This window comes from Streptococcus sanguinis (genome assembly GCF_900635155.1).
In the GTDB taxonomy this organism is placed as follows: Bacteria; Bacillota; Bacilli; order Lactobacillales; family Streptococcaceae; genus Streptococcus; species Streptococcus sanguinis_G.
In genome coordinates this window covers 75,181-87,252 of record NZ_LR134002.1, presented here as the reverse complement: position 1 = coordinate 87,252, position 12,072 = coordinate 75,181, and the positions used below count along the sequence as shown (strand labels likewise).

Annotated in this window: 13 protein-coding genes; 1 reads left to right on the top strand and 12 read right to left on the bottom strand. The window is 42.0% G+C overall.

Translation table 11 applies throughout. From position 1 onward, the window contains the following. Nucleotides 1-300 precede the first annotated feature (300 nt). A complete protein-coding gene (locus tag ELZ47_RS00510) occupies nucleotides 301-1,152 on the top strand; it encodes a MurR/RpiR family transcriptional regulator (RefSeq protein ID WP_126434958.1) in 852 nt (283 codons plus the stop codon). Between the two features lie 59 nt (nucleotides 1,153-1,211). Here the strand turns inward: ELZ47_RS00510 and ELZ47_RS00505 are convergent, their stop codons facing one another. The 12 genes from ELZ47_RS00505 to ELZ47_RS00450 form a co-directional block, all read right to left on the bottom strand. Then, the gene (locus ELZ47_RS00505; RefSeq protein ID WP_126434957.1) at nucleotides 1,212-1,541 is read right to left on the bottom strand and encodes a DNA helicase; all 330 of its coding nucleotides are present in this window, start codon (nucleotides 1,539-1,541) and stop codon (nucleotides 1,212-1,214) included. Between the two features lie 45 nt (nucleotides 1,542-1,586). After that, on the bottom strand, nucleotides 1,587-2,471 hold the full coding sequence (locus ELZ47_RS00500) for an ROK family protein (RefSeq protein ID WP_126434956.1): 885 nt from the start codon (nucleotides 2,469-2,471) through the stop codon (nucleotides 1,587-1,589). A 33-nt stretch (nucleotides 2,472-2,504) separates the two neighbouring features. Continuing rightward, complete coding sequence (locus ELZ47_RS00495) at nucleotides 2,505-3,422, bottom strand: N-acetylneuraminate lyase (protein WP_126434955.1); 918 nt, start codon at nucleotides 3,420-3,422, stop codon at nucleotides 2,505-2,507. Between the two features lie 34 nt (nucleotides 3,423-3,456). Further along, complete coding sequence (locus ELZ47_RS00490; RefSeq protein WP_049539692.1) at nucleotides 3,457-4,107, bottom strand: DUF624 domain-containing protein; 651 nt, start codon at nucleotides 4,105-4,107, stop codon at nucleotides 3,457-3,459. Nucleotides 4,108-4,128: 21 nt separating this feature from the next. After that, a complete protein-coding gene (locus tag ELZ47_RS00485) occupies nucleotides 4,129-4,581 on the bottom strand; it encodes a YhcH/YjgK/YiaL family protein (RefSeq protein ID WP_002928726.1) in 453 nt (150 codons plus the stop codon). Between the two features lie 4 nt (nucleotides 4,582-4,585). Beyond that, the gene (locus ELZ47_RS00480; protein WP_002905745.1) at nucleotides 4,586-5,416 is read right to left on the bottom strand and encodes a carbohydrate ABC transporter permease; all 831 of its coding nucleotides are present in this window, start codon (nucleotides 5,414-5,416) and stop codon (nucleotides 4,586-4,588) included. Between the two features lie 16 nt (nucleotides 5,417-5,432). Beyond that, nucleotides 5,433-6,320 (bottom strand): carbohydrate ABC transporter permease, encoded by an 888-nt coding sequence (locus ELZ47_RS00475; protein ID WP_125330697.1) that lies wholly within the window; start codon nucleotides 6,318-6,320, stop codon nucleotides 5,433-5,435. Between the two features lie 95 nt (nucleotides 6,321-6,415). Continuing rightward, complete coding sequence (locus ELZ47_RS00470; protein WP_002922735.1) at nucleotides 6,416-7,735, bottom strand: ABC transporter substrate-binding protein; 1,320 nt, start codon at nucleotides 7,733-7,735, stop codon at nucleotides 6,416-6,418. A gap of 256 nt (nucleotides 7,736-7,991) precedes the next feature. Continuing rightward, nucleotides 7,992-9,128: an ABC transporter ATP-binding protein gene (locus tag ELZ47_RS00465; RefSeq protein WP_002928720.1), complete on the bottom strand. Its 1,137-nt coding sequence runs from the start codon at nucleotides 9,126-9,128 to the stop codon at nucleotides 7,992-7,994. 13 nt (nucleotides 9,129-9,141) lie between these two features. Then, nucleotides 9,142-9,840, bottom strand: a complete 699-nt coding sequence (locus ELZ47_RS00460) for an N-acetylmannosamine-6-phosphate 2-epimerase (RefSeq protein ID WP_002894429.1) — start codon at nucleotides 9,838-9,840, stop codon at nucleotides 9,142-9,144. A 384-nt stretch (nucleotides 9,841-10,224) separates the two neighbouring features. Beyond that, on the bottom strand, nucleotides 10,225-11,226 hold the full coding sequence (locus ELZ47_RS00455; RefSeq protein WP_126434954.1) for an acetylxylan esterase: 1,002 nt from the start codon (nucleotides 11,224-11,226) through the stop codon (nucleotides 10,225-10,227). Between the two features lie 116 nt (nucleotides 11,227-11,342). Further along, on the bottom strand, nucleotides 11,343-12,023 hold the full coding sequence (locus tag ELZ47_RS00450) for a DUF6796 family protein (RefSeq protein ID WP_126434953.1): 681 nt from the start codon (nucleotides 12,021-12,023) through the stop codon (nucleotides 11,343-11,345). Nucleotides 12,024-12,072 lie beyond the last annotated feature (49 nt).

Sequence of the window (12,072 nt, the reverse complement as noted above, 5' to 3'; positions counted from 1 at the left end):
TAAATTATAACATATTTTCAGAAAAACAGTCAGAGATTGCTAAACATCTATCTCAAACTGATAGGAAAAGCCGATATAGATTTGATTCATTTCAATACTTACAAATCAGTCTCAGCTGTACACTCTTGATAAGTTTCAGTCTTGCAAACGGTTTATTTATCTATAACTATGTTATAATATAAACACATTCTAAGACAAATATAGAATGGCATAAAAGTAAAAGTGGCTTCAAATGTACCTTCCAGCCAGAACAGCCCTTAAACTTTTAATAAACATTAAACCCATGAAGAAAGTGATTTTATGAGTCAGCAGAATATCTTGGCCATCATTGAGAGCCATCTTGACAAGATGACCGACTTAGAACAGAGGATTGGTCACTATTTTTTGGATCCAAATAGTATTCAAGAGGATTTATCCTCTTTGCAAGTCGCTCAAACCTTGCACATTTCTCAAGCAGCCTTGACCCGTTTCGCCAAAAAATGTGGCTTTAAAGGTTATCGAGAATTTAGCTTTCAATATCTACAGGATCTACCAAAGGCACAAACCGAGGCGGATAATATGCAAAGCAGCTTATCTCGTCATGTCTTGTACAACTACAATCAAATCCACCAGCAAACAAAAGAACTGATAGATGAGGAAAAGCTGGAGCGAGTGGCTAAAATCATAGAAGAGGCGGACCGAGTTTATTTCTTTGGAACAGGGAGCTCAGGCTTAGTAGCACGTGATATGAAGCTGCGCTTCATGAGACTGGGAGTCGTTTGTGAAGCCCTAACCGACCAAGATGGCTTCGCTTGGACAACTAGTATTCTGGACAAGAACTGCCTCGTTATTGGATTTTCTCTATCCGGACAGACTCAGTCCATCATTGACAGCTTGATTGACGCTAAAAATATGGGAGCAAAAACCATCTTGGTGACAGGACAACCTGAAAAGATTCAAGAAGACTTCACTGAAGTCGTTCCTGTTGCCCTTCAAAGCAAGCCTGAGTTTATCCTGCGAATTTCAGCACAATTCCCCATGCTTCTCATGATCGATCTTATCTATGCCTTTTTCCTTGAAATTAACCGTGAAAAGAAAGAAAGAATCTTTAACAGCTATTGGGAGAATCAGAAACTAAATGGCTACTACCGTCGCAATACCCACAAAAGATAAAAACGAATCAGGATTTTCTGACTCGTTTTCTTTTTTGGTCTAACTTTTTCCTTTTTCTTTCACAAGGGAAGGATTGGCCCGTAGATTTCTAATTGGGGCTGAACTTTTTCCATATGAAAGGCATCGTAGGCACGCCACTTTTGATACGTAGTCTGCTCCAGTTTGAGGCTACTAAGACCAATTAAAAAACTAGCGCTTTTATGGAAGCTTTCAAGAGCAATTAATAGACGATTATCCAGGGCTTTGGTTTTCTCCAAACTCCTCAAAACTTCTTCTAAGCACTCGTAAAAGCAGATTTCATCTCTTGACCGAATTACCTTCTTTTGAAAATCTTCCATCAAAGAACCTAGAAGCTGAGCGGCTTCCTGAACGAAACTTCTTTTTGCCATTTGATTTTCCTCTTAAAAGACAAGGAACCTGAGAAAAATCTCAGGTTAAACTTGTCTATTTTTGAAATGATAGTAGGCTCCAAACATACCCGCAGTATTTTGATGATGAGCAAAGGCTAGTTTGGTTTTATCAGCAATACTTGGAACCAAGGCGTCCTGCAAAGCCGCCTGAATACGCGGTCTAAGAATAGCTTCTTGTCCCATGATGCCGCCTCCTAGAATAACAACTTCCGGATTAACAACATAGCAGATATTGGCAATTCCTTGACCCAGATAGCCAACCATGCGATCGATGCCCTCGATACAGAGCTTATTGCCTTCAGTTGCTTCTTTGAAAATCCGCCGGCCATTCCAATGCTCTGTTTCTTCTCCGTGTAGCTCAGCCACATAGTTGACCAGAGCAGTTGTAGACGCCACATCTTGGAAAGCTCCGTCCGGTAGATGCAGGTACCCAACTTCACAGGCAGAGTTACTAAAGCCATGGAAAACTTGACCATCTACGACCAGACAGCCTCCAATCCCTGTACCGATCGTCAAACAAAGGGCGATTTTCGCTCCCTTGCCACTGCCCGACATAGCCTCCGCCAGACCAGCACAGTTGACATCATTTTCAATCTCACAAGGTAAGGAAAATTTTTCTTCCAATACTTTTTTGAACTGGGTCCCGGCGTAATTAGGAATCTGCGGCCCAGCATAGAAAATTTCACCCTTGTCTGGATCCACCATACCAGCCGAAGAAATACAAATTCCAGCCAGAGGTCCTTTTTCTAAATAGCTTGCAACAATGCTTTCAACCTTTTGCATAATTCCCGGGCCACCTTTGTGGGCCTCTGTCGGCATTTCATGTGCTTCCACCAAGGTTTCCGCCTCGTTGATTAAGCCATACTTGATATTGGTACCGCCAATATCAATAGCAACATAGTGTTTCATAGCACACCTTCTCTCTAGTGTTTATCCTGTTGCTTATAAAAATTGCTCCTTGGTTTGTCTAATCAACTGAGCAGCTTCTTCCACAATTGGCCGATCGCTTTCCTTCACTGGTGTCAGAGGAGAGCGGACAGAACCGATGATCAAGCCTTCGTTAATTTCCAAAACACCCTTAATAACAGCGTACATATTGCCCTGGGCGCTGGTTAATTTTCCGATAATCTCATTAATCGCATATTGCAACTCTTTAGCCCGTTCCAATTCCTTGTCAGCAATCAGTTGATTGAGTTTGAGGAAGAGCTCTGGCATAGCTCCGTATGTACCACCGATACCGGCTGTAGCACCCATGAGTCGGCCACCTAAGAATTGCTCATCTGGACCATTAAAGACTACATGATCTTCTCCCCCAAGAGCTACAAAGGTCTGAATATCCTGCACTGGCATTGAAGAGTTCTTCACACCAATCACGCGCTCATTCTTGAGCATTTCCTTGTAAAGGCTAGGAGTCAAGGCTACACCAGCTAGCTGAGGAATATTGTAAATCACGAAATCAGTATTAGGCGCCGCCGCACTGATGTCATTCCAATACTGGGCAACCGAATACTCTGGCAAACGGAAATAAATCGGAGGAATAGCTGCAACAGCATCGACACCCAAACTTTCCGCATGACGAGCCAGCTCCACGCTGTCTTTAGTATTGTTGCAAGCCACATGTGCAATGATGGTCAGACGCCCCTTAGCAACTTTCATCACTTCTTCTAGAACCCGTTTTCTATCTTCCACGCTCAGATAGATACACTCGCCTGAGGAACCGTTGACATAAAGACCTTGCACGCCCTTGGCGATGAAATATTCCACTAAAGCGCGAGTCCGCTCCGGGCTGATTTCACCGTCCTCGTCATAGCAGGCATAGAAAGCAGGAATGACACCTTGGTATTTGGTCATATTTTTCATTTTCTTTTATCTCCAAATCTAGAATTTCTATAAATTAAGGCCTTTCGTATTTGGCAAAAATCTTCTCTAAAACAGTAATCTGCGTGAAGGCCAATCCAGCAAAACCGATTAAAATAAGGAGCGACAGCCCTAGTAAAAGCAGAAGTCCTGAACTAAGAAGCACTGTCAAAATAGCTACTAGAATTGCTATCATCAGGAAAAACCAAGGAAAGTTAAGACTGAGCAAAACTAGACTAGTCTGTAACCCACCTATGAGAGACTGCTCAAATCGGCCAGCCAGTGGATAAACACACAAAAAGAGTGCTGTTGTAAAGATAAGAAGAGCAAAGCAGGCAACTTTCAGTATTTGAAAAGGCAGAGCCTCCTGCCCCCAGATAAGAAGGAGGTCAAAAATACTGATAGCAGACAGCATCAGCTCCAGCAGACCCAATTTGAAGCCCAACTGCCAATTTTCTCGGAAGGCCTTGATATAGACAGCCGTTACTTTTACACGACGACCGCCTTTGATCTCAAAAAGAGTTTGATAGAGGCTTAGCTTCGCAATACCAATGGTTAGAAGAGGCAGAGATGTCAGCAGAAAAAGCAAGTTTACAGTCGCTAAATCAAGGATTTTCTCACAAATCTGCATAAAGAAATTATCCGTATCAAAAATAGTCTCTATCAATCGGCTACCTCTTTTATCCATTGCTAGCCTCCTTTTCAAATATTAATCCAACAAAACTTTAAATACACACTTTTTAACTGTCTCTTCTCTGCCAGCAAATTGATTGGGCTGGTGGGCTTCTTCTGGCAAAAAAGCAGCAAAATTGAAACCGTCTAATAAGAGCGGATAAGTCTGTTCGCAAACAACAAAACCAATATCTCGACCTTCATCATAGGCTTCCTGAACTTCTCTAATCTGACAGCCATATTGGATTAGTTCATGCCCTTCCAAAAGAAAGTGCAAGTCCAAGTATTTCTGGTGAAATTCAAAGCTTTCCTCTTGCTGCTGACTGAGAGTATTTTCCTGCAAAAAGAAGAAGACCCTATCACCATCTACTTCATAGCGCCCTGAGTTTAGATTAGATACATCGTGACTCAGGAGATAATCAATGGCTGTATCGATATTTTTGTGAATCCCTCGATAGCGAACGAGATTCTCTAATTGATCAAAAATCATATTTCTATCCTTTAACAGCTCCCATAGTGATTCCTTGTGTGAAGGATTTTTGGAAGATGAGGAAGACTGCCACAATTGGCACTGCAGCCAAAGCAGCTCCAGCCATAATTAGACCATAGTTGGTTGCCATTTCAGCCTGCATGGTCGCAACCCCGAGAGATATTGTCAGATTCTGTCTAGATGTCAACATAACCAACTGCATAAAGTAGTCGTTCCAAGTATTGATAAAGGTAAAAATAGCTAGAGCCGCAAAGCCCGGTTTGACAATCGGGAAAGCAACACTCCAGAAAGTCCGAATTTCGCCACAACCGTCGATTTTAGCAGACTCAAGAAGTTCTGTCGGAATGTTTTCACTGAACTGCTTCATTAGAAAAACTCCGAAAGGCCAGCCAACTAACGGTAAGATTACCGCAGCCAAGGTATCGTGAATTCCCATGAAATTCACAATACGCACTAGTGGTACCAGCACTACTTGCTTAGGCAAAGCCATGGCCGCAATGAAGATTGCAAAAAGAATCCGTTGACCATAGAACCGCTTCTTGGCCAAAACATATCCTGCCAAAGAAGAAGTGGCGCAGACCAGAAACATGGTCGCAAGCGAAATGAAAACACTATTCCACATCCATTGCATGGCTGGATTTTGCACCATCAATTGCTGAAAGTTTTCAACTGTTGGCATTTTTGGCCACCATTCTGGCGGAATGACAATCGTTGCTGGTTGAGATTTGAAAGCTCCTGTCAAAATCCAATAGAAAGGAAAGACAAAGAGGATGGTTAGTATGGCCAGAACAAAGCCTGATACCACCTTAAAAACATTCATTTTTTTAGTTTGCATCTTCTTTCTCCTTTCTCTAGTATTCTACATCGTTTCCAAGAATCTTGAATTGGGCGAAGCTGATGATGGCAATCATGACTGCTAAAAAGACTCCCATGGTATTAGCGTAGCCGTATTCAGATAACTTGAAGGCTTTTTCATACAGATAGTACATGAGCGTACTGGTTGAGTAATTAGGTCCGCCTGATGTCAAGAGCTGAATCAAGGCAAAACACTGGAATGAGTTAATTGTAGTAATGATAGCAATGTAAAGGGTTGTTGGAAGCAGGCTAGGCCATTTGATCTTCCAGAAGACTTGCATTTCTGTTGCACCATCCACTCGCGCAGCCTCAACTAGAGAATTGTCAATATTTCCCATAGCTGCGATATAGAGAATGATAGGTTGACCCACAGAAGTTGTTAAGAGAATAATGATAATCGCTAGCAATGCCCAATGTTTATCGCCAAGCCAAGAAATATTTTGATTGATGACATGGCCTGACTTCAAAACAAAGTTCAAAATACCAGACAGCGGATCGTAGATCCATTTCCATACAACCGTCACAGCTACGCTTCCTGTAACAACTGGCAGGAAGAATACAAAACGGTAAAAGGAACGAGAGACAGCATTCATCTCATAAGTCTGCGAAGCCACAAACAAAGAGAAGAGAACTACAATCGGCACAGAGCCGATCACGATAATGACCGTATTAATCAGCGATTTCATAAAGACCGGATCTTTAAACATCCGAATATAATTATCAAATCCGACAAAAGTAAAGGAGGTCATCGTATAGTTAAAAAAACTAGTAACAAAACCCATAATCATAGGTGCCAAGACAAATACCGTGAAAAATATCAGAATTGGAGCTAAAAACGCGTATGATACTAGGGTTTCTTTCATTCTGATTTTATTGACTTTCACAATGAGGTACCCCTCTTTCAAGATTTTCTAACAAAATCCCCCTTTTTCTACTTCTAGAAACTGTCAACAGAAAAAGGGGAGGATTTCACATTTGCTTATTTTTTAGTAATTGTTTCGTTTGCTTTTTCTGTAAATGTCTTCAAAGCAGGTTCAACCTTTTCATCGCCATTGGATACAGATTGGAGCATTGGGAACCAAAGTGTTCTCATTTCCGCAAAGCCATCAATAGTGTTGTAATATGGTGAATAGTACTGAGTCCATCCACTGATGGTTTCCATACGTTTATCATCATAGAGTTTTCCAAACGAAGTACGAACTGGGAAAGCACCTGTACGAACTACATTCTTAGGTCCCCACTCCTTGTCATCAGCGATAAATTGGACGAATTTCTTAGAAGCTGCTACTTTCTTTTCATCTTTATTGTTAAAGACTGCAAATCCATTTACAAGATATTCAAGAGCTGGTTTGCCAGATTCTGATGGGAACGGTACTTCCACTACATCGACTTTGCTGGCTTCTAAAAGTTGTGCTTGAATACCGTTTTGAGAAGGAGCCCAAAGAAGAGTGTAGGATGTTTGGCCGTTAGCAAAGTTTTGAATATCTGCTCCACCATCATATTGAGAGCCGTTCATCATCAAACCGTCATTAATCCAGCCAACTGCTTTTTCCAGTCCTTTGACAAACTTAGGATCATCAGTTGTGTATTTGGTAACTTTTTCATCTGTAATAGATCCGCCGTAAAGATTAGCGATGAAGGCACGAGTTCCTTGGTCACCACCTTGACCATTACTAAAGAGGGAACCTGGAGTGTAGCCTTTATCTTTCAGAGCTTTCAGCACTTTTTCAAAATCAGATGTTGTCCAGCCTTCCTTGACAAGATTTGCTACACCGGCATCTTCCAACATTTTCTTATTGAAAGCCATATAGAATGGAGCAGAGCTGATAGGATACATGTAAGCTTTGTCTCCTGCCTTGCTAGCTTGGATAATGTTATCATTATTGACATCTTTGACAAAGTCATCAGTAAAGAGATCGTTCAAATCAGCTAATTTACCATTTTTTCCATACTGAATAATCCGACCTGGTGCATCAAACAAAACATCTGGTGCTGTGCCTGCTTCGATAGCTGTCGTAATCTTTTCAGGACCAGATTTAAAGTCAATAGTTTCTAGATTGACATGAATATCTGGGTTCGCTTTTTCAAAAGCTTCGATAATTGATTTTTCATAAGTTCCAACACCATCGTTGGCATTTTCCTGTGTGAAGACTGGGAAAGCCCACCAAGTAATCTCTGTTTTGCCAGAATTACTGCCAGAGCTAGCTGTTTTATCTGATCCGCCATTGTTTCCACAAGCTGCTAAAGAAACAATTGCAGCACCTGTCAATAACGATGCGAATAATTTTCCGAATTTCATATCCTTTTCTCCTTAAAAATGAATTTCTCTTGAATATGGCCCTTTTCTTTACAAAAACTGAAAGACTTATTTGTCTTTGTTTTTCCAGCTTCAAGCAAGAATTGGACTTGGTGATAGACATGGACCTGTTAGCCCTTCTTGTTTTACTGCTTCTTCAGAACAGTAAATAACTATTTTAGAATCTTAACTCGATAAATTCACTCCTTTTTAATAAATCTCTTTTTATAGATAGCGTTTTCATTTTTGTTTAAAATTCTTAAATTTCGATTCGTTCTTGACTATCAAAGTCAAATATATGAGCCTTAGGCATCTTAAAGGTAAAGCGAATCTTAGAGCCAGGCTCCAAATAGTTAGAAGCTTCCACTTTGGCCGAAAATTCTTGTACGCCAGCCTTACAATAGAGAACAGACTCGCTGCCTAGCAACTCAGAAACGGTAACTTCAGCATCTACAGTACTATCTGGAAAAGTATCTTCTACTATCAACTCAGCCGAGATATCCTCCGGTCGAATGCCCAGTATCACTTTCTTTCCTTGATAGCCTTTTTCTTCTAGGATTTTACGTTGACCGTCTGGAAGTCCTACAGCAAACCCTTGTCCATCTGTAAGCTGATTGCCCTCTAAGTTCACTTCAAAGAAATTCATGGCTGGACTGCCGATAAAACCTGCCACAAATTTATTGGCTGGTTCGTTATAAAGTTCCTGCGGCGTACCGATTTGCTCGATTCGACCGATAGTACCTGTTCCTGCTTCGTTCTTAGTAGCTGACATGATAACGATGCGGTCAGCCAAGGTCATGGCCTCGGTCTGGTCGTGGGTTACATAGATAGTCGTCGCTCCGATACGGCGGTGAATTTTTGCGATTTCTGCCCGCATGGACACGCGCAGTTTGGCATCCAAGTTAGACAAGGGCTCATCCATGAGGAAAACTTTGGCATCACGGACAATCGCCCGCCCCATAGCTACACGCTGGCGCTGACCACCCGACAGGTCGGCTGGTTTACGATCCAGCAGCTCTTTCAGCCCAAGGATTTCCGCAGCTTCCTGAACTCTTTTGTCAATATCAGCCTTGTCATACTTGCGAAGCTTGAGTCCGAATGCCATATTGTCATAAACAGTCATGTGAGGATAAAGAGCATAATTTTGGAAAACCATGGCGATATCCCGATCTTTAGGAGCAATGTCATTGACAAGGTTTTGATCAATATAGAGCTCCCCTTCTGTGATATCCTCAAGGCCTGCAATCATCCGCAAGGTTGTTGATTTCCCGCAACCGGAAGGTCCTACAAAAACGATAAACTCCTTATCCTTAATATCCAAATCAAAATTTTCAACAGAGTAAAAATCACTATTAGGATATTTTTTATATAGTTTATTTAGTGTTAAGGTTGTCATTCATCTACCTCACTTATTTTAATCCTGCAACAAAGCGCTCTGTAATTTCTTTAGGCCGAGTAATGGCTCCGCCGACAACGATGCCTCTTACACCCAAATCATGTATCTGCTTGGCTTGACTCGGATAGTGAATCTTTCCTTCCGCGATGACATCAAAGCCTGCTTGACACAAGCGGCGGATGAGCTCAATGTCCGGTCCGTCAACCTTTGGACTGTAAGAAGTGTAGCCCGATAAGGTCGTTCCGACAAAATCTACACCAGCTTCTACTGCAGCAGCAGCTTCCTCATAGGTACTGATATCTGCCATCAATAGCTGATGAGGATATTTGGCCTTGACCTGCTTGATGAAATCCGCAACTGTCAAGCCATCATGGCGTTCCCGCTTAGTACAGTCCAAAGCTATCACTTCAATATCCAGAGCAGCCAACTCATCCACTTCCCGCATGGTAGCCGTGATAAAAGGCTCTTGTGGCGGATAGTCGCGTTTGATAATTCCGATGATGGGCAGAGAAGTTACTTCCTTGATCTCCCGAATATCGCGAACGCTATTAGCTCGAATACCGACAGCACCGCCCTGCTCAGCAGCCTTGACCAAGAGAGGGATGACTCCTCCAGCTTCAGTATAAAGCGGCTCCTGGGGCAAGGCTTGACAAGAAACAATGATGCCGTCTTTAATCTTGGCTATCAAGTCATCTTTTAGAATCTGTGACATGAATATACAATCTCCTTTCGTAAGACATCTGTCTGATCAGATAGTCTAACAACTATCTAGGACCTCAGGCGGAGTAGAGAAGAAGGCCGTAAACAAATATTTTTACTTCCTTATCCTAGACTCCATTTTTTAACTCGAGTATTTCATAATGTTATTATAAATAATTTTTAAAGCGCTTTCAATATTGTTTGAGATTTAGATTTTAGTTTCCGAATTTTCCAGAAAAACAGAAAATCCTGAAAGTACTTTTAGGATTTCGTTTTGTAGAAAAGCCAATTAAGGAGCAAGCGAACTTCTAAAAAAGATTCTTATTTCTATCTATACTCCCTCGGGCAAGTAAAAAGGGCTAGGCCATTGCCTAGCCCCAAAGGGGGGGGACGAATATTATCTCTCGGATTTAAAGTCCGAAATGAGAGGAGCTCTTTTTATTTTGGTTCCGCAGAGCCAGTTAAAGACAGTATCATTGACACAGACATTCATAGTCTCATGCCCATACTCAGGCAGGAGATGATACTCCTTTTCTCCAGTCAAGCAGTTATAAATGGCAAACTGCGTGATAGGATAGCAAACATCATCCTCCAGACCAATAATCATTTGAACAGGACAGCTAATACGATGGGCCAGATTTTTCACATCAATATAAGCAAGTGTCTGCAACAACTGTTCTTCTGTCTCATGAAAAGGATCATGGAATTTGAAATAACGAAAGAACTCATCATAGGCTTCACTGGTATTGCCAATCTCCAAAACCCGTCTAAAGTCAGCAAGGAAGGGATAGATGGCTACAGTCTGCTTAATCCGAGAATTTAAAGCAGCTGCTACCAAGGCCAAGGCCCCACCCTGTGAACCTCCAAAACTAGACAAACGGTTTTCATCCACAAAGTCCAAACCAGCCACTAGCTCAACCAAGGTGTAAACATCCAGATAGACATCCTTGAAAAAAAGCTGATCCGGTCCATCTAGAGCCCCGCGTATAATATGTCCTTTAACAGTATTCCCGCGAACTTCTCTATTACCATCCAGTGAATAGCCTGACTGACCACGGACATCCATCGACACCACACCCCAACCTGCTGCCGTATAGGCCAGCATATCAGCCCAATCCCAGCCCTGCCCCATATAACCATGAAAATGAAACAATACCGGAACTTTTTCTGATAACTTAGGCACAACTAGCTTAGCATAGATTAGTCCACCATTTCCAGTCTTGAAGGTTAGCTCGTAACAAGCCGCATATGCAATTCGAAAATCTTTTTCCAGCAACTGGTAGTCCTGAGGCACTTCCACCTCCGCCACTTGTTTATTCCAAAAGGTATCAAAATCGTCGGGCATTTCATCTCTTCCGCGATAATGTAACATTTCTTTAAGTAAAGTAGGGTTTTTCATGTCTTATCCTCCCAACGATTCTTGAAACCTCTTTCATCATACCATAGAAAGAGGAAAATTTCAATAGGTTAATATATAAATTCTCTGTTTTTTCTGAAATTTTATCGATTCACCGCCTAAGAACCTATATGAAGCAGGAGCAGTAAATAGAACAAACTAAATCCTATGTTTAGGCCAGCTCCGTTAAGGTAGGGACGTCCGATTCTCAGCTTTTCTACCAGTAAGATAGTCAACAGACTGAGCGGTAAAGGCGTCAGCAGCCCCAGATAAGCAGGCAATATTGTCTGACCGGTAACTATTAGCAGTGAGTAAACGAGCCATCCTAGACCAGTCAGAGCGATAGCTGTCCGCCAAGTTATGTCTAGAAAGAGCACTGCTTCATTGATAAGCCCGCTATCTTCGTCTGAGCAGACCTGTCCGTTGCTTCGTTCATAAGCCTTTTTGCTGATAATCCCAGCGTAGTAAAAGGCCACATGTGCCACCGGTGACAAAGCAAATCCAATTCCTAACAAGGCTATTGACAGGTATGCCCACAAGCCCTTATTTGTCAAACCAAAGAGAGCATAAAGCGAGACTAACATAAGAGGAATTGAGAAGTTAGCCACCAGAGCGCCCAGACGCAGTCGACCGACAGAGCCAGAAAGCATCAGCATAGCTAGATTCTTATTGCCAATCCGACTCTGCTCCGTAAAAGAGGCATAACTTTCCTTGTCTACCTCAAAGCCAACCAGCAGAATATCCCCCAATAACCAGCAAAGGCCACTCAATACCCCAGCCCATAAAGATAAAAAAATCACATTACTCTCCTTTTTTCCATTGTCCCTTTATCTTAGCACAAAAGCTCAC